The organism is Gracilibacillus phocaeensis (assembly GCF_900626275.1).
Lineage (GTDB): Bacteria > Bacillota > Bacilli > Bacillales > Amphibacillaceae > Gracilibacillus > Gracilibacillus timonensis.
On sequence record NZ_LR131143.1, the window covers coordinates 276,613 to 293,994 of the forward strand.

At 41.2% G+C, this 17,382-nt stretch carries 23 protein-coding genes; 3 read left to right on the plus strand and 20 right to left on the minus strand.

The genetic code is table 11. The features are described from left to right. The first annotated feature begins 104 nt into the window (after positions 1 to 104). Positions 105 to 662 (plus strand): DUF6241 domain-containing protein, encoded by a 558-nt coding sequence (locus tag E0E32_RS05820; protein WP_130859260.1) that lies wholly within the window; start codon positions 105 to 107, stop codon positions 660 to 662. Positions 663 to 766: 104 nt separating this feature from the next. Here E0E32_RS05820 and abc-f read toward each other — a convergent pair whose 3' ends face one another. The 9 genes from abc-f to E0E32_RS05855 all read right to left on the minus strand — a co-directional run bounded on the left by abc-f (position 767) and on the right by E0E32_RS05855 (position 9,276). Continuing rightward, complete coding sequence (gene abc-f, locus E0E32_RS05825; protein WP_130859261.1) at positions 767 to 2,398, minus strand: ribosomal protection-like ABC-F family protein; 1,632 nt, start codon at positions 2,396 to 2,398, stop codon at positions 767 to 769. 215 nt (positions 2,399 to 2,613) lie between these two features. Next, the gene (locus E0E32_RS22595; protein ID WP_286171750.1) at positions 2,614 to 2,730 is read right to left on the minus strand and encodes an RAxF-45 family protein; all 117 of its coding nucleotides are present in this window, start codon (positions 2,728 to 2,730) and stop codon (positions 2,614 to 2,616) included. Between the two features lie 236 nt (positions 2,731 to 2,966). Next, positions 2,967 to 4,373 (minus strand): ISLre2 family transposase, encoded by a 1,407-nt coding sequence (locus tag E0E32_RS05830; protein ID WP_130858900.1) that lies wholly within the window; start codon positions 4,371 to 4,373, stop codon positions 2,967 to 2,969. A gap of 282 nt (positions 4,374 to 4,655) precedes the next feature. Beyond that, on the minus strand, positions 4,656 to 5,084 hold the full coding sequence (locus tag E0E32_RS05835; protein WP_130859262.1) for a hypothetical protein: 429 nt from the start codon (positions 5,082 to 5,084) through the stop codon (positions 4,656 to 4,658). A gap of 101 nt (positions 5,085 to 5,185) precedes the next feature. Continuing rightward, a complete protein-coding gene (locus E0E32_RS22100) occupies positions 5,186 to 5,641 on the minus strand; it encodes a hypothetical protein (protein WP_165444972.1) in 456 nt (151 codons plus the stop codon). 45 nt (positions 5,642 to 5,686) lie between these two features. Beyond that, positions 5,687 to 6,388 carry a LutC/YkgG family protein gene (locus E0E32_RS05840; protein ID WP_066187989.1) on the minus strand — a complete coding sequence of 234 codons (702 nt, stop codon included), beginning with the start codon at positions 6,386 to 6,388 and terminating at the stop codon, positions 5,687 to 5,689. Continuing rightward, positions 6,375 to 7,811, minus strand: a complete 1,437-nt coding sequence (locus E0E32_RS05845; protein ID WP_130859263.1) for a LutB/LldF family L-lactate oxidation iron-sulfur protein — start codon at positions 7,809 to 7,811, stop codon at positions 6,375 to 6,377. The genes E0E32_RS05840 and E0E32_RS05845 overlap by 14 nt, the downstream gene beginning before the upstream one ends. Then, the gene (locus tag E0E32_RS05850; protein WP_066187992.1) at positions 7,808 to 8,545 is read right to left on the minus strand and encodes a (Fe-S)-binding protein; all 738 of its coding nucleotides are present in this window, start codon (positions 8,543 to 8,545) and stop codon (positions 7,808 to 7,810) included. The genes E0E32_RS05845 and E0E32_RS05850 overlap by 4 nt, the downstream gene beginning before the upstream one ends. A gap of 20 nt (positions 8,546 to 8,565) precedes the next feature. Next, positions 8,566 to 9,276: a FadR/GntR family transcriptional regulator gene (locus E0E32_RS05855; protein ID WP_066187993.1), complete on the minus strand. Its 711-nt coding sequence runs from the start codon at positions 9,274 to 9,276 to the stop codon at positions 8,566 to 8,568. A 220-nt stretch (positions 9,277 to 9,496) separates the two neighbouring features. Between E0E32_RS05855 and E0E32_RS05860 the strand changes: the two genes are divergently transcribed. Both E0E32_RS05860 and E0E32_RS05865 read left to right on the plus strand, forming a co-directional pair. After that, positions 9,497 to 10,000, plus strand: a complete 504-nt coding sequence (locus E0E32_RS05860; RefSeq protein ID WP_130859264.1) for a DUF4306 domain-containing protein — start codon at positions 9,497 to 9,499, stop codon at positions 9,998 to 10,000. Positions 10,001 to 10,091: 91 nt separating this feature from the next. After that, complete coding sequence (locus tag E0E32_RS05865; RefSeq protein ID WP_066187995.1) at positions 10,092 to 10,565, plus strand: DUF4825 domain-containing protein; 474 nt, start codon at positions 10,092 to 10,094, stop codon at positions 10,563 to 10,565. 38 nt (positions 10,566 to 10,603) lie between these two features. Here the strand turns inward: E0E32_RS05865 and E0E32_RS05870 are convergent, their stop codons facing one another. The 11 genes from E0E32_RS05870 to E0E32_RS05920 form a co-directional block, all read right to left on the minus strand. Further along, positions 10,604 to 11,269, minus strand: coding sequence for a DUF1129 family protein (locus tag E0E32_RS05870; protein WP_066187998.1), 666 nt, complete (start codon positions 11,267 to 11,269; stop codon positions 10,604 to 10,606). Further along, a complete protein-coding gene (locus tag E0E32_RS05875; protein WP_066188000.1) occupies positions 11,266 to 11,598 on the minus strand; it encodes a PadR family transcriptional regulator in 333 nt (110 codons plus the stop codon). Before E0E32_RS05875 ends, E0E32_RS05870 begins: the two co-directional genes overlap by 4 nt. 213 nt (positions 11,599 to 11,811) lie before the next feature. Next, entirely contained in the window at positions 11,812 to 12,018 is a 207-nt protein-coding gene (locus tag E0E32_RS05880; protein WP_066188002.1) for a zinc ribbon domain-containing protein, read from the minus strand. Positions 12,019 to 12,237: 219 nt separating this feature from the next. Continuing rightward, positions 12,238 to 12,837 carry a TetR/AcrR family transcriptional regulator gene (locus E0E32_RS05885; RefSeq protein ID WP_066188004.1) on the minus strand — a complete coding sequence of 200 codons (600 nt, stop codon included), beginning with the start codon at positions 12,835 to 12,837 and terminating at the stop codon, positions 12,238 to 12,240. After that, positions 12,834 to 13,520 carry a YqeB family protein gene (locus tag E0E32_RS05890; RefSeq protein WP_066188006.1) on the minus strand — a complete coding sequence of 229 codons (687 nt, stop codon included), beginning with the start codon at positions 13,518 to 13,520 and terminating at the stop codon, positions 12,834 to 12,836. Before E0E32_RS05890 ends, E0E32_RS05885 begins: the two co-directional genes overlap by 4 nt. A 132-nt stretch (positions 13,521 to 13,652) precedes the next feature. Next, entirely contained in the window at positions 13,653 to 14,354 is a 702-nt protein-coding gene (locus E0E32_RS05895) for a hypothetical protein (protein WP_066188008.1), read from the minus strand. 3 nt (positions 14,355 to 14,357) lie between these two features. After that, on the minus strand, positions 14,358 to 15,212 hold the full coding sequence (locus E0E32_RS05900; protein ID WP_066188010.1) for an ABC transporter ATP-binding protein: 855 nt from the start codon (positions 15,210 to 15,212) through the stop codon (positions 14,358 to 14,360). Beyond that, positions 15,202 to 15,579: a GntR family transcriptional regulator gene (locus tag E0E32_RS05905; protein ID WP_066188012.1), complete on the minus strand. Its 378-nt coding sequence runs from the start codon at positions 15,577 to 15,579 to the stop codon at positions 15,202 to 15,204. Before E0E32_RS05905 ends, E0E32_RS05900 begins: the two co-directional genes overlap by 11 nt. Before the next feature lie 399 nt (positions 15,580 to 15,978). Beyond that, the gene (locus tag E0E32_RS05910; RefSeq protein ID WP_130859265.1) at positions 15,979 to 16,266 is read right to left on the minus strand and encodes a DUF2178 domain-containing protein; all 288 of its coding nucleotides are present in this window, start codon (positions 16,264 to 16,266) and stop codon (positions 15,979 to 15,981) included. Beyond that, entirely contained in the window at positions 16,263 to 16,493 is a 231-nt protein-coding gene (locus E0E32_RS05915; RefSeq protein WP_066188016.1) for a helix-turn-helix transcriptional regulator, read from the minus strand. The genes E0E32_RS05910 and E0E32_RS05915 overlap by 4 nt, the downstream gene beginning before the upstream one ends. 268 nt (positions 16,494 to 16,761) lie before the next feature. Further along, positions 16,762 to 17,358, minus strand: a complete 597-nt coding sequence (locus E0E32_RS05920) for a TetR/AcrR family transcriptional regulator (protein WP_130859266.1) — start codon at positions 17,356 to 17,358, stop codon at positions 16,762 to 16,764. Between the last annotated feature and the right edge of the window lie 24 nt (positions 17,359 to 17,382).

Sequence of the window (17,382 nt, forward strand, 5' to 3'; positions counted from 1 at the left end):
ACTGCTGATGATGGTACGATATAACCAGAAAATAATCGATACTACTTGATCAAAAAGGGAGATCATCATCTTAGACAACCACCTCTGATCAATGAATAAAAGGGATGTGGCATAAAATCTACAAATGGTTACTAGGTATTCTTCTGCTTGTACTTATTGGTGTAGTTGTTTATATTGTAGTAGATATACAATCCGGGGCAACTTCTAAACCTGAAGCCTCCACAGAAGAAGCTCAGCAGAAGGAAGAAGAGCCTAAAGAATCGGAGATAGTAGAATTGTCTGAAGAAAAAGAAGAGTCGAACGAAGCAGGTGAATCTTTCAATCCTTTCGGTGATGCGATGAATGAAGAGGAGTTGACAGAGAAAGAACTGCAAAAATATCTCAACTATATGGCCCATCAGAAGATTTACGCTGAAGAAATATGGGGTTTTTATGAGATAACGCCTGAAAGAATTGCGTTTTTGCTTGAAGTATTGGATACACAAGATTATCAACATGAGGACGTATATCGGGATATTTTAGACAGATGGGAAGCAGGCGACTTTTCCCAAGCGGTTTCGGACCATAACAGAGTCTGGAATCTGCAAGGCGGTACGGTTGGTGAGGCGACACGGTTGCTAACCGAAGAAGAAGAACAAGCCATATTGGATAGAAATCCATGATAGGATAACGAGAGACATGGCAAATCATGTCTCTCGTTTTTTAAGTGTTGCTAATTTATAAAGAGAAAGAACCTCATAAAAATTAAACGCATTATTGTGTTTTTTTATTCGGTTTCGCTTATTTTTTCTTTTGCCCAGTCATAATTCCCTTCCAGACAGTGAACATGCTGGTTGGTCACCCAAAAAATCCTTTCAAATAATTGATTCAAAAAATATCGATCATGGGATACGGCGATAATCGTGCCTGCATAATCACTAAGGGCTTCTTCTAATACTTCCAAGGACTCGATATCCAAATGATTGGTCGGTTCATCTAATAACAGCAGATTGGTATCCTGATGCATCAATTGTGCCAGCCGCAAACGCATCCGTTCTCCGCCACTCAACTGTTCTACTTTCTGGAAGACATCATAACCATAGAATAAAAATTTGGCTAGTTCATGACGCGCCTGCCCTTCTGTGAGCTGGACTTGATCACGGAATACCTGCAAGACCGTTTGATCTTTGACATCCGCAAATGTATGTTGGGACAGGTAGCCCATCTTTACATTACTGCCGATTCTCACTTCTCCATCATCTGGTGCTATTTCTTGCAATATCAGTTTTAATAAGGTCGATTTGCCGGTACCATTCTCGCCGACGATTGCCACCTTTTGTTGATAGGAAATCTTCATGTTTACTTCTTGAAAAAGCGGTTGATCCCCGTATCCTTTAGCAACTTCTTCCATGATGACCACATCATTGCCACTGCGATTGGCTAAGTTCATGTCCAGATTCATCTTTTTGCGTTCCAATACCGGCCGCTCCAGTTTCTCTATTCGTTCTAAAGCCCGTTCCATATTTCGAGCTCGTTTATGCAGTCCAGCATTGGGTGGATTAGCACGGTTTGCCCAATCTCGCAGACGTTTGATTGTCTCTTTCATTTTTTTGATCTTTTTTTGTTGTTCTTGGTATGCTTGAAATTCTCTAAGCAGCCGCTCTTCCCGTTCCTGCACAAAACCGGAATAATTGGTATGATACGTATGAATGCCGCCATCCTCCAACTCGATAATTTGCGTCACCGTCTCGTCTAGAAAATAACGATCATGGGATACAAGTACGACTGCCCCTTGATAATGACGAATGAAATTCCCTAACCATTCCACTGCCGCGAGATCCAAATGATTGGTTGGCTCATCCAAGAATAGTAAATCCGGCTGTTGCAGGAGCAGTGTTGCCAAACCTACCTTGGTTCGTTCTCCCCCGCTTAAAGAACCAAAATGCTGATGAACCAACTCCTTGATCTGCAGACCACTGACCACTTTGCGGATCATTGCCTCGATTTCGTATCCGCCTTTTTCAAGGAATTGCTCCTGTAGGGCACCATATGTTTCGATGAATTGCGTTAGCTGTTTTTGATTTTCCGGCTGACTCATTTTCTGTTCTAATTGCTGCATGCGATTTTCTATTTTTTTCAAATGAGAAAATGCCTGTTGCAACATTTGATAAACCGTGGCGGAATACTCAACATCTGCTATTTGTTGAAGATAGCCGATTTTCGCTTCCTTTTGCCAATGGATTTGACCGCTATCCGGCGTTTCTTCTCCGGTTAACAAACGAAGCAGTGTTGTTTTACCACTGCCATTTCTCCCAACCAGGCCTATCCGCTCCCTTTCTTTTACTTCCATCGATATCTGTTCCAAAACGGGACTTCCCCCGTAATTTTTATTGATTTGTTGGGCACTGCAAACGATCATGCCTCTTACCTCCTTCAATGTAAAAAAAGCCATCGAGAAGACGTACTTCTCCATGACCTATTGTGAACTATTCGTTGAACCAATCGTGCTGTTCCTTGCTGATGAATCTCCAACAGCTGGTACATCACGAAAAAAGAGGAGCATGAAAAAGCCCCTCCATTCCAACGTCTGTTAAATAATGGTGTAGAGATGTTTTCTCTGTTTTGTTTACCTATTTAGTTGTTCAAAAAGGACACACGTATCCCGTTAACAACTAAATCCGCAAATTTTGCACGGTTTAAAAACAAGAATTCCGTCCAAAAGCCGCGCAACAAAACAGTTTGATCAAACATCTCCTCACCTCCGTTCTTTGTTTATCTATTATTTAGTTTAAAGGGTTTGGTGATTTTTTGCAAGTCGGTATATCTTTGGTATGTGTCAAGTTTTTCTCGACAAGCTTTTCCCACCAATAGTTCAGACTCTATCTTTTTGTACACTTGCCTAGACTAACGCGCTATCGCTTGTTCCCCTCGGTGGTGTGTGAAGGTTCCACCGTTCAAGAACCTTCACGCACCACCGAGGCTATGATTTAAAAACTTTTAACTAGATACCCCATAGCTGATGAATGAGCCTCATACAGAGGTATTCTGCCTTGTTTGGCACCAATAGAAGCTCTAGTCGGCTGACGCAGTAAGGCAGCCACTCGGATTCCCTTTTTCACGTCTCTTTGCTTTCTTGTACTTCGTTGCTGGTTCGCTAAATAAGCTGGTCGCAAGGTTTGATTTTGTATGCCTTGTTTGATCTTGACCATGGCTTCTCCACCTGCGGCACTCCAATGCATCCCTCGTTTTTTCATACGGAAGGACACCTGTCGTTGATGAGATTCCATCGCCCCTAGTTTTCTGGCATCTTTTGGACAATCGGAGACTACCTCCCGCCAATCATAGATGCGAGACCAGTTATGAAGAATATACTGGCGGAATCGCTGCACTTTCTCGATCTGTTTTGGGTCTTCTAACGTGCTCTCATATGTGTCTACTTGTAGCTTAAAGGCATCCAAATCATGTACTTTTAATGCCTGTCGGACGGCTTTTTTATACCCCTTCTCTTCCTTGGGAAAAGCACGATTGACCCCTTGAGCCACATGATAGGCATCCAACTGATTCAGTACCTGATGTTTCGATTGGGAAAAAGCGGTTTGAAATCGTTCGGCCGTATAACCGTTGCCTCCATCACTATTTGTCACTACTTGCGTCTCTTCTAAGCTGTATCGACTGGCTGCCATTGTCTGTACCTCCTCCCAAAAGGCATCCACTGGTTGGGTGGTCATAATAACAGTTGGTTCCTGAAGGGAGATTCGTTTCCCATTCTTCTCCCAGCCTTCATACAGGATGGCATGCCGCACTTCTATATGTTGTTTCTTTTGACATCCTCGAATAAAGACGCCATCCGCCTCTGCATAGAAGTATTCCACTTTTTCCCCATTGGGTAAGGAAGTAGCTTCCTCCATCTCTGCCACTCGGTCTTGATCGGCTTGGGCCTGCGCTTTCCCTACCACTTTTACCATATGTCCTACCGTTTGATGACTCAGGTGGACAGGCGTCCATGCTTCTAATGTATGAGCCACTTCCCGATATGTGCTTTCACTGGCCATCTCGGCTACTTTAACCTCCACCAAAGGACTGTAGCGCTGTCTTTTACGCAAACCAATCCATTCATCTAAAGGATACATCGCTTGACCATTTGGATTCTTCATCAACGTACGATCGAACGTGACCATCCCAAATATAAACTGGATACTTCGGCTATCGGTACGTTCTCGTTTCCACCCTTCTGCCAAGCGTTGAGATACCAGTACACGATCTAGTTCTCGAAAGACTTGCCCTACTAAGCTTGTGAAACAACCATACATCAAACGATGGGCTTCTTCCTCCATTTCAATCACATTCGTTGTATCCTTTATTAATTCATATAGTTTTGATATAATAAGTTCCATGAGAAGGCCTCTTTCGTAAATGTATTATGCCCTGCAAAGCATACATTTTATGATAGAGTACCTTCTCTTTTTTGGCTATGGGGATTTTTTATCACTTTCGAGTATTATTTTACACATACTATCTTTGAGCATAGGAACTAGCTAAAAAAGAGAGAGGATAAAATAGAGGGTGTTCGATGGTTCTTATGGCAGCAGCGTTGTGAATTATTAGGATTCGCAAATGTGAGAAATATTAACGGGAATAGCAAAAGCCCATACTTAAGCCACTTGCTAAAATGCCATTTAATCATTCTCCTTCATTTTTTCTATTAAAGCCATAATAAAATCCGTTATTTGAGGATATTTAACGGAGTATTTATCTGAAACAGTAGTGAAAATCTCCATGTCTGAATTTTGTTGAACTCTAATTTCTTGGTTATTTTCTAAGTATATTATGAAACCAACATTACCTTGAATATTATCTATTTTAGTAGCCCTATTATTAGGTATACTATTATAAATGCTGATGAATTGTTCTATTTCTTCTGCTGTAAGTGTCAAATTCATATTAGTAATCATAGAGTCATTCTGATATTCAAAATCTTTTACAGAAGCTGTTACATCTTTTATGTTATCGCTTTCAATCGTAGGTAAATTACTTTCATCATTCTCTATCTTGGGGGAACATGCAACAACCATAAAAAGTGCAATGGTACAAATAATCTTTTTCATCCGATCCCCACTTTTTCTAGATATTTATTCAAATGTTAACAATTATAGCTTTACTATTCAACTCTCCATTTAAAATTTGAGAAATGATGACCAAAATCCAATCATAAATCAAAAAAACGTAACGCCCAACAGTAAAATTTTCCTGTCTGTGAATAAGTGAATTTTTCTTCCGTATGAACTTGTTTTTTATATAATCTTACGGACAAAACTTTGCGATTCCTCTGTTTTTTGTCCGTTAGATCCATTCTTACGGACAAAACTTTGCGATTCCTCTGTTTTTTGTCCGTTAGATCCATTCTTACGGACAAAACTTTGTGATTCCTCTGTTTTTTGTCCGTTAGATCCATTCTTACGGACAAAACTTTGCGATTCCTCTGTTTTTGTCCGTTAGATCCATTCTTACGGACAAAACTTTGCGATTCCTCTGTTTTTTGTCCGTTAGATCCATTCTTACGGACAAAACTTTGCGATTCCTCTGTTTTTTGTCCGTTAGATCCACACATTTTCACGGAGCCAAGATCTATTCCTTGCTCGTTGGATTCACAAAAAACTCCCATAAAAACATACAACGAAACCATGTCTTCACGGGAGTATATGATTCATTAATCCACTACAATATAGGTTACATGAACGGGACCATGCACCCCGACGATCAGGTTCATTTCAATATCGGCGCTGTTACTTGGTCCTGTCACAAAACAGATGCTAGAAGCGGGATCTTGACCGGCTTGATGATCGCGATGGATTTGTTGTGCCGCTTGCGTCATCCTGGGAACGATCGTATCTTTAGGAATAATCGCGATATAGCTTTTCGGCAGCAGGCTGATCGACCGGCCATTGTCCTTATTAGTCAATAAAGTTACCGTGCCAGACTCCGCCAACGTCATATCACTAAAGGAAATGCCGACATCCGCTCTTTCCGCAATCACTTGATTTTCCTTGCCAAGTGAAGCGTCCCAGATATGGACATCGATATCCTCGGCAAACTGTTGGTAAGCACGATCCAAACCATATGCGTGATTGCGTGGATCCTTTGAAGCAATCAGTGACTTTGCCTCATATTTATCTAGTACTTCTCTTAGTGTAGGCACCAATTCTTCCTTTGATGTCCGGACAAAATCGGTATGAATCACCTGACAATGCTCTTGTAGTACATCGATCAAGTCCTCCGTTGTGTAGTTTTGAAACACCCGCTGCTGCGGCTGTACCGAATAATCCGGTCGTTCGACGCCTTCCCTGCGCTGGGGACGTCCCAGATTAGCTGCTAATTTACTTAAAAAGGCATCTCGATTATGAATCGCCATTCGTCTTTCCCCCCTTTTGATGATTACTCCACCAAGAGCGGAAGGACTGCTTACCAGGTGCTGGAAAATCACGGACATCCGTCCAACCCTTTAATGGACCTGGCCCGTCCTCGACATACTCTTCTTTGGTCCATGGTTTCAAGGCGGTTCTCGCCATTTTGGTACTTAATTTATAAGCAGCCGGATGGGAGGCCCATTGCGCAAATCCTTTCATCGCAATCCGTTCCATTGCTGGTGAGCGTTTTTCTTCCTCAACAATAATCTCGCGATGACGAATCAACTGCTCATGTAACGGAATCTTCACGGGACATGCCTCTGTACAGGCCGCGCACAAAGAGGAAGCATATGGTAATTCCTTATGGTCGTCATAGCCATCCAGAAGCGGCGTTAATACGGCACCAATCGGACCCGGATAAATCGAATTATAGGCATGCCCGCCGACATGGCGATAGACCGGACAAACATTGATACAAGCGGCACAACGAATACAATGCAAGGCAGACTGGAATTCCGTGCCTAGAATCTTGGAACGGCCATTATCAACAATGACCAAATGATAGTCTTCTGGACCATCCACTTCCCCTTCTAGACGTGTACCGGTAATCGCGGTAATATAGCTAGTTAGTTTTTGTCCAACCGCTGCACGGGTTAACAGACTAACCAACACCTCCATATCTTCCCATGATGGCACAATCCGCTCCATCCCCATCACCGTAATCTGGGTATCTGGCAGGGAGGTGACCATTTCGGCATTCCCTTCATTCGTAACTAACGTGACCGCACCCGAATCGGCAATCGCAAAGTTACATCCGGTAATCCCCACGTCTGCACTAAGAAATTCTTCCCGAAGCTGTTGTCGGGCAAAAGCCGCAAGTTCCTCTGGCACATCGGTTTGATCATATCCCTTTTTGTCGGCAAAGGTTTCCCGGATTTGCTGTCTGTTTTTATGCAAAGCCGGTGTCACAATATGGGATGGCGGATCTTCATCCAATTGCAGAATCCATTCCCCAAGATCTGATTCGACCACGTCTGCTCCGGCCTGTTCTAAGGTATGATTCAAACCAATTTCTTCTGTCACCATCGATTTCGTTTTGACTACTTTTTTGGCTTCTTTCTTTTTCACCACATTTTCGATGTAGTCATTCGCTTCCTCTGCCGTTTCAGCAAAAAAGACATGCCCGCCACGTTTTTCAACTTGTTCACTAAGCTGATACAAATAATAATCAATATTCTCTAGTGTATGGCTGCGAATTTCTGATCCTAACTGGCGCCAATCTTCCCAATCGCCCAGCTCTTCTGCCTGCGACAAGCGCCCTTTACGAAAACGACCTTGTGCAGAAGAGACGGCTTGGCGCATAAAATCATTGTCGATGCCTTGATCGACGCGTTCCTTATAAGAAGTCTCACTAATCTTAATGCTCATACCCTCTCCCCTCCCAACTCATGTGTATTTAAGATTTCCGTGATATGAACTACCTTGACGTCTTTGCCTTCACGTCGCATTCTTCCCCCAATATTCATCAAACAGCCCATATCGCCACCGACCAGATATTCTGCTCCTGTTTCCGAGACATGCTCGGATTTCTCTTTGACCATCTCTTGGGAGATAGCGGCATTTTTCACGGCAAAGGTTCCACCAAAACCACAGCAATCCTCTGCCACCGGTAATTCGATAAACTCAATGCCAGGCACATGTTCTAATAATTTACGCGGCGCCTCCTTCACTCCAAGGACACGCGTCATATGGCAGGATGGATGATAGGTCACTGTTCCTTTAAAGGTAGAGCCGACGTCTTCTACTCCCAGCACATCCACAATAAACTGGCTAATTTCATAGCTTTTCTCCGCTAATTCCTTCGCTGGCTGTTCCCATTCTGCATCTCCTTTAAATAGTTTGGGATACTCGCGCAGCATGCCGACACAGGAGCCGGACGGACCAACCACATAGTCGGAATCTTGAAAAGCCCTGATCATTTGCTTCATCCCTTTTTTCGCCTCGGTCACATACCCGCTGTTATAGGCAGGCTGACCACAACATGTCTGTGAGTCAGGGAAGTCTACTTCACACCCCAATCTTTCTAGTAATTCCACAGAATCCTTTCCTACTTCGGCAAATACGATATCACTTACACAGGTAATAAATAAGGATACCTTCATTTCTCCCCACCCCTTTTATTCTACTTATCTAGTTGTTGAAACAATAATTGCTCGACATTTTCTAAGTGGTCATACATCGCATCCCTTGCTTGCTGGCTATCACGTTGTTTAATCGCTTGATAGATTCGTTCATGTTCTTGAAAAAGGGTATCTGCCCGCCCTGCTGCATATAGAATAATTCGACGGGTTTCCCGGATCGTTTCTGACATGAGGTCGGATACACTACCCATTAAATGAAGGAGTAAATCCATATGGGTGGCCTCTGCAATCGCGATGTGAAAATCAATATCGGCTTTTTCGGCTAAGGCATCATCTCCGTTAGCATCTGCCATTAATTGAAGCGCTTGCTCGATTCTTGCTAGATCAGCTGTTTGATGACCTGTCGCCGCATACCCAGCCGTTCCAACCTCTAAAATCTTTCGTACTTGATACAATTCTTTGACATCATCTTGTTTCATCAGAAAAGCGGCACTGACAGGCAAGGTAAATTGTTCTGGATCAAAATCCTTGATGTAGGTACCTTCTCCTTGGCGCATTTCCACTAACCCCATCGAACGTAAACCGCTGAGTGCTTCTCGTACTGCAGATCTCCCTACTCCGAAGTGACGAGCCAACTGTTCCACAGAATCTAATTTATCACCTGAGGCAAGGCTCCCCTGCTTCATCATATCCATTAAAGAAGCAGCTACTTGTTCATATAACTTCTCCGATTTAATCTGTTTATATTCCATATCTTCCACTCCATATACTCGTATGCCCTTATGCAAATAGTAAAAAAAATAGTCATCAGATGACCTTATGTGTTTCATTGTACTCCACTTTTTCTTTCGATTCAAGCAAGCTAAAGATAAAAAGTATACGCTTACTAAGCATAATCAATGAATCCAACGCATATCTTGTACTGCTTATCCACATTTAAAAATAGCAGACAATCAAACGAGGAGGCTCTTTATGGTTTGGTCCATCCCTGCAAAAATAAGCCAATTATTCCTTTTAAAAAGCAGGTTATTCGTGCAACTACTCGTTAGTTTTGGTTTCTTTGTACTTTCCTTATTGGCGGCACTGTATGAAGGAAGTTATTTACTAGAAGATAAATCTGAATGGCAGCACACCACGCCGTTTACTCATTTATTGCACGAACATCCTATATTCCCGGCAGATATCTCTGCGCTGGATTTCTTGGTTTATGCTATTAAATTTTTCAGCTTTTTTCCTATCGTTTGTCTCCTGTCTGGTTTATACTGTTTCATGTTAAGCTTGTTTACCATGTTACGCAAGAAGATGCTGTGGTTTCGCAGGACTTGCACTTTGATTGGTTTATTGCTTCTTATTAGTGGAGTGCTGTTATTTAGTACGATAACCATAGGGAGCCTCCTATTTTGCAGTGTAATGATATTATCTGGATTGATCTTAGTCTGGTGCACTTATTTGCTTAGAAAAACGATCGTACGATGAACAATGTGTACGTAAAAATAACGATAAAAATACTTCTCCCTTTTACATTAGCATGGTATAATAAACACAGGACAAGTGAAGGGGGTTGCTTATGAAGAAGCTTATCTTGACTACAGCTGTCTTACTATGCATTACATTTATCCTTAGCGCCTGTCAATCATTAGGGAAAGAACAGGGCATTTTTCAATGGAATGACTCCTTTGTGGGGGATAATAACGCTATTTCCTCGATTGTTTTTCAACTGCCAAATGCAGACTCTTTTGAATCAATGGAGCTGCAAACAAAAGAAGAACCTTATGAGATTATCTTACACTACCAAGAGATAATGGCAGACAATCTCGAGCAAGAATATCAATACACGGCCTTTTACAATGCTACCTTTCTCTTTACACTCGTACAAAATGTGGAGAAGGTAACCTTTGCATTTAAGGATGAATCATACACACTCACACGAACAGAACTTGAGAAATGGTATGATACGAAGCTCGGCGATTTGAATAACGAAAAAGAAGTGAAACAGCTCATAGAATCACATCAAGAGGAAAGCGCGACATGGTTTGAATAATAAAAAGGTCTATCACCAACGGATAGACCTTTTTATTTTTATTTTCTTTTCATCATCTTAGCAGCCCAAGCCACAACAACCCCCAATAGTAGTGATAACCACCAAGGAAACCCAAATGATGGACCGATTTCAGGCAGCCAGATAACACCTAGAACGACCACACACGAACCAAAAGCAGCCGTCACACCAACTTTGACATATTCCTTCCACGCTGCGCGGTTAACCGTAAACACCGATTTATGCATCACATAAAAGATATACCGTATGATTCCAAAGACCATGAATGCAATCACCAGCACTTGCAGCAATAAGGAAAAGAGATTCACTTCGCTATTCACCTCTGTAAATAATGACAATACCGGTAGTAGCACCCCTCGTATGATCAAGACATAAGCACCCATCTGTAACAACAAAGAAGTCACAAAATCAAATCGGGATCCCTTCTCTTCCTGAGGCAATTGTTCGATTAATTGATCGGCGTAGGTCTTTGGATTATCGCCGAATATCTCGGCAGCCGTTTTTTCTTCTTGTTGTCCTTCTAGCAAATGATTGAGTAATTCCAGCAATAATTCCTCTGCTTGTTGTTCTGACACATGCCAATCGGTTCGAATATACAGTAGCAAATCTTCATAATAGGTTTCATTTTCAGCGTTGAGTTGTTCCCGTTTCTGATTATTCTCCTCGATCAATTGTTTTGCGTTCATGGCGTTTCCCCTCCTTGCAATAATTGACTAACTGGACCTACTAATAAATCCCATTCCTCTTGAATAATTTCTAGCGCTTCTTCCCCTTGCTCGGTAATATCATAGTATTTACGATTAGGACCAGAAGCAGATGGTCTCATTTCGCCTTTAATCATGCCATTTTTCTGCAGGCGTAATAAGACGGGATATATCGTTCCCTCACTTACGTCACTTAATCCGACTTGCTGTAACTTCTTCGACAGCTCATAACCATATACCGATTCGTCTGCTATAACCGATAAAATACAACCATCCAGTATTCCTTTCAATAGCTGACTCCGTATCGACATCTAATCAACTCCATTCACTATATTGTTAAACAAGATAGTTGGTGATAAAAAAAGCTAATACCCTTTGTTGTGTCATTAGCTATTCACTCTTTTTCTATCTTGTATAACCAGATAGTGATTTTATTTTACCTCGCTTATCTGTCATTGTCAAGGGGATCGTTGATATCTCTCCATCCTTTATCATTCCAAAGGATGGAAAGATAATGGCTGACCTTATCCAAAAAATAAATCAAGCACGTTACCTGCTGTAGAGGCTTCTTTATTGTAAAACTCCGAGTAACCACAATCCGTACAATAAACCACAATAAAACGGTTATGCTGTACATCAAACATTTTCGATAGTCCCGTTCCTGTCATCGCCACCTCTTTTTGATCGGCATTTCGACTGCCGCATTTCATACAACCTGATCCTGTATTCATGTTATCACTCCTTATAAAATAGTTACGAATGGAAATAGTGGTTGGTTTCATTTATATGTAACAGATTTTCAGGAAAAATTCAAACATGCTTCCATTCAAAACGACAAAACTAAACACCTCTTCACTCTTATTATATCAAAAGGGATAAAGAGGTGTTTTATTTCTGCTTACTATAAATATTGTTGACGCTTCATTTACCTGATTGGAGAATTTTTTTGCTCACTCCTTCACCATCCGTGTCACCAGCACCACTAACTCTTCCTGGTAGCTAGCCATATCAAACGAATCATTCTGCAGCAACAAGCTCTCGCTAATCGCTCCATTGATCAGTATAGCTGCTGTCTTCGGCTGGATGGCGGACGAAAATATACCTTCCGTTTGACCTTGAACAAGTATCTCCTCTAATTGTAGATATAAAGCATCCTCGTCATCCCCTGCCAGTTTGTAATACGGGATATTGTCCGCTGTCCGGCCATTAAAAATAATCTCCAGCATGGCTACATTATACTTATAATATTCTGTTTGATAGGTGAGGCTAGCCTGTATAAAGGCAAGTAATTTCTGATATGGACCCTCTTCTGCTTCCACCTTTTCATTAATATAATGGATCTGGGTGGTAACGACATACATCAAAGTTTGGTTCAATACATCCTCTTTATCTGAAAAATGATAAGAAATCAGTCCGGTGCTTATCTTTGCCTGTTTCGCGATTTTGGCTAAACTGACCTTGACATAGCCGATTTCATTTAATACCTCGATAGCTGCCTTGATGATTTGCTCACGGCGAGCTGCTCCAATAAATGATTGCTCTTGTGTCACTGTGTCGTCCCTCCAGCTATTCTTACATATTGGCGTTTATCTTCATCATGAATAACGATGCCTTCTGCTGCCAGATCTTTGCGTAGGGTGTTCGCTTCTTTAGAATCATCCGCTTGCAATGCCTTTTCCCTAGCAGATAGTAAGGCATTAATGGCACTGGAAAAGTCAGGGTGATCCGCTACCCAACGCTGATAGTGGCCAGCATATGGATCGTTTCTCTGCCACGGAAATCGGTGGTCCTGCATGGCTTTTTCGATTGCCGTTACCTTCGCTTCAGACTCCCCACGGTATAACTCCTGTCCTTGCCCTCCTAAAAAGACAATCTCTTTGCGATCCAGGTAAACAGCAGAAAGCGCTTCTCGTTCTAAGTACTCTTGCTGACCAAGCTTTTTAAGCGTAACACCTTGATCGGTCATCGTCATTTTCAACGATTCGCTAAAGGCATATATGATAAAAATGACTCCAGCAATCAGCCCAATAACGAGTCCAATGACAGGAACCCAAACATTATCCCAAGCTGCAATCCAGCGAAAGAATGGATCAAACGGGATAAACGGTACCATCACCAGCCAATCCGCTATTACTGGAATAAACCAGCCCAACAATGCGCCAATTAGCGGTGATAGGACGATCAGAATCCCTTTATCTAACTTTGATAACCCTACGACGGTTTCCTGTTGCATAATCTCTCCACCCTTTTTAACTGTATAACCATTTTTTTGATTGATCAGTTAAATAATACTATAAATTATCTAACATTGCAACCTCATTAAAAAACGGCGTCCTAGTTGGACACCGTTTCTCCACAGCCTATATTAACGTGTCTGCACAATCGTAATCCTGCGCATAAATGGAAAACCAATCAAAGAGAAGACAATCCCAATCGCAAATAGGATAACGAAAGACATAAAATCAACATTAGGAATTACATTCATTACCAAATCTATCATCCAGCCTTCAAACACCCCAAACAATACGGTGACTAACATGGCACCTAGCAGAATACCACCGCCTAACAGACCGGTTCGATAAAAGATAAGTGCAATCAAGTATAATGCAGCCATCAAGAAGAACATCACCAGCGTATCTACCACGATTCGCATCGCCCAATTATCCGTTAACGCCATCGCTGGGTGAACAAATTGATAATTCGTAATGCCAGCCCATTGCTGTAACCATTCGATGATTTGACGAAAAGTGCTGGCAGCAACAGCCATCGCAAAGGAATACAATACCATAAAATACAATTGCATGATATAGATATTTTTCCTGGTTGCGCCCATCTTCAGGCCAAATGGCACATTTCCTTTAATCAACTGGTAAGAAACAATCGCCACATTGGTATACGTAGCAAATGGAATAGCGAAATACATCTCAAAGTCCGCAACATCTAATAAGAGATAACAAATAATATTCATGGTCAGTATAATGGCCACCAGTATCGTCCAAAATATTTTCGTAGAATGAAGTACACCCTGCGTATAATAATAAAGCATGCCTTTGATTTGATGATTCATCGATTATCCCCCTTTCTTTTCTGTTAAATGTATCATCAGTTCTTGAATCGGAACCGCTTCTGTCTGCAGCCCCACTGTTTCCGCTTCTTGCCTCGTACCATAAGCATAAGCCATCGAATGACCCGCTAAGTCGGTCCGCTGAATCACCTCTTTGTTTTCTAAAAAGGTATCTACTTTTGCCTTTGGACCTGATACACCAACGGTTTTCTCTCTCAATGTCTCCGCATCCTCTGCCAAAATCAAAGCACCCTCTTGCAAGATCAGCACTTCTTCAAACATCAAGCTCACCTCATCAATTAAATGGGTTGAAAAAATAATCGTTCGAGGATTTTCTTGATAATCATCCAATAAAATCTGATAAAACGCCTTACGTGACGGGGCATCCATTCCAATATACGGCTCATCAAATACTGTGATCGGTGCCTTGCTTGCCAATCCCACCGTAATGCCCAAGGCCGATTCCATCCCTTTTGATAAGGTTTTGATCTTCATCGATGGTTTTAGATTAAAGGTCTCCAGCAATTCTTCTGCCATTGCTTGATCCCAGCCCGAATAAAAATAAGCAAAGATCTTCAGCACTTGTTTAATGCGCAATTCCGGGCTGAAGTTATCGGCCTCCTTAATCAAACAAATCGATTCGGTTAAACGCTGGTTTTCAAACGGCCTTTCACCATCAATGGTAATCTCCCCTGAACTAGCAAGAATCTGGCCGCTTAAAATGTCCATAAACGTCGTCTTCCCCGCCCCATTTCGACCGAGCAAGCCATATATCTTGTTCTCCTCCAACGTGAACGAGACGTCGTTTAGAGCATATGTCTCTCCATATTTTTTACTTAAATGCTTCACCTCAATCTTCATCCAAATCACCCTCTCTTCTTAACATATCGATTAATTCCTGTTCATTCATGCGCAGCTTTCTCGCCTCTCGTTTCAACGGCAGCATATAATGTTCAAAGAAGGTTTGCTTCCGTTTTTCGATAACAATCTCCTTTGCTTCATCTGTCACAAACATCCCCACACCCCTCCTCTTTAACAAAATACCTTCCGCGACTAGCTCGTTAATCCCTTTCCCAGCCGTCGCCGGATTGATTTGATAGACGCTGGCAAATTCATTAGTAGACGGGGCACGATCTCCCGCCTTTAACGAATCATCCATCACAGCGTCCTCAATCTGTTCCTTGACCTGCAGGAAAATCGGTTTGCTTTCATCCCAATCTTTATTCATTAGCCTCATTCCTTAATTGGTTAATTACTTATGTAACTAACCATATAGCATAACCGTGAAAAAGTCAATTGTTTTTTAGATAAAATCAGAAAAACCGGGCTGAAATCCGCCGGTTCTTTATGACCACCCGAAGCTAGCTACTAACTGCCGATAAGATGGATTATGTGAAAGGTACTCTGGTTCATTCAAGGTCAAATCGTCCCAAATCCCATTATACTAAGGATTCTATGTTTTCTTCTCTTTTAAAAAACCTGCTTCTAGTGGAATCATGATTCTTCCATTAGAAGCAGGGTTGCTGAGAATTTTATATTTCTTGTCTATTAGTATTTAGCGTGCTTTACAGATCTATCAATATACAGGGGAACCTACATACATTTTCGAATACGCCTAAGCGGATTTCTATATCTTTTTACGGAAATACATAATGGCTAAACCATTAATAAGAATCAGGGCAGATAATCCAATAACAACCATTAAACCAAGTACTTCAGCTGAGATATTGGAAAAAGAGATAATTAAAATGAAAATCGCATAAATAAGAAATAACAAACCTACTGTGATATGTGAAGATTTAGCAAGTATCGATTCTCCCCGCTCATCCTTCCCCTCCTTAGAGGAAAAAGTAATATATCTCCCTAAACCAAAACTAGCAATAACAATGGATAAGACAATCATTATATTAATCACTTCGTATCACCCTTTCTAGTATAATCAAAAATGTCTTCAATCTGCTTATCGAATAATAACGCTATTTCAAAAGCTAATTTCAAAGAAGGATTATATTTGTTTGATTCTAAAGAATGAACGGTTTGTCTTGTCACACCTAATTGTTCTGCAACATATTTTTGTGGCCAACGCTTTTCCGCTCTTAAGATGTACAAGTTATTACGAAGTATTCCTTCTTCTTTTTTCACAAACTCACTCCTTCGTTAGATTATTTTTACTTAAGTTAAAAATATATTACTTAAGTAAATAATATATTACTGATATGTTTTTGTCAAGGCACCATTTAAAAACGCCATTTACCGGTACATACCGTTCAAATGGCGTTTGGAGTGATAGCGTATTAAAAAATTGACCTTAGACAGGGCGACGTATCCTGTATCGCTGTTAACTACTCATCATTATCCTAACAAATAGTATCTGGAAACTTTTCTCAGTTCAAGACCCTTTGTTTTTTTATTATTCTTTATCCCCAGGATTTTCGCCTGCAATACCGTAGAAAAATAAGCGGCTAAATTCCATTGAAACAGGTAGCATCTCTTGCATGACGCCTTCTCTTTGGAGATAGTCGGTAAACATTTGTAGATACTGCAACAAGGTTTGATCGCTGATTTGTTCATGGATATAGCCCTCTTCTCTTCCTTGGTGCAGCAGTTTAATCAGTGCAGGTAGCACCTTTTCTTGATAGACTTTCTCGATATAATTCCCTTCTTCTGTATAATACTGCATGATAAATTGCAGAAATTCCTCACTGACTTCATTCGCTATCTCGATTTCATCTAAAAATAATTGCTTGATTTTCTGCTCGAATGACATGTCCTCTTCCATTAAAGCCTGATACCTCTGCCACATCTGGTCCATATAATAAACGATCACTTCTTCTAACAATTTCTCCTTGCTTTCCAAGTAATTGTAGATCGTTACCTGTGATACATTTGCTTCCTTGGCAATCTCTGCGATCGAGACCTTTTTATATCCTTTTTTTTGAAATAACCGCAGACTTGTTTCTAAAATCGCTTGTTTTTTTTGTAATTTCCTGCGTTCAAATCCGTTCATTTTTTCTTCCCTCGTTTCTTCATC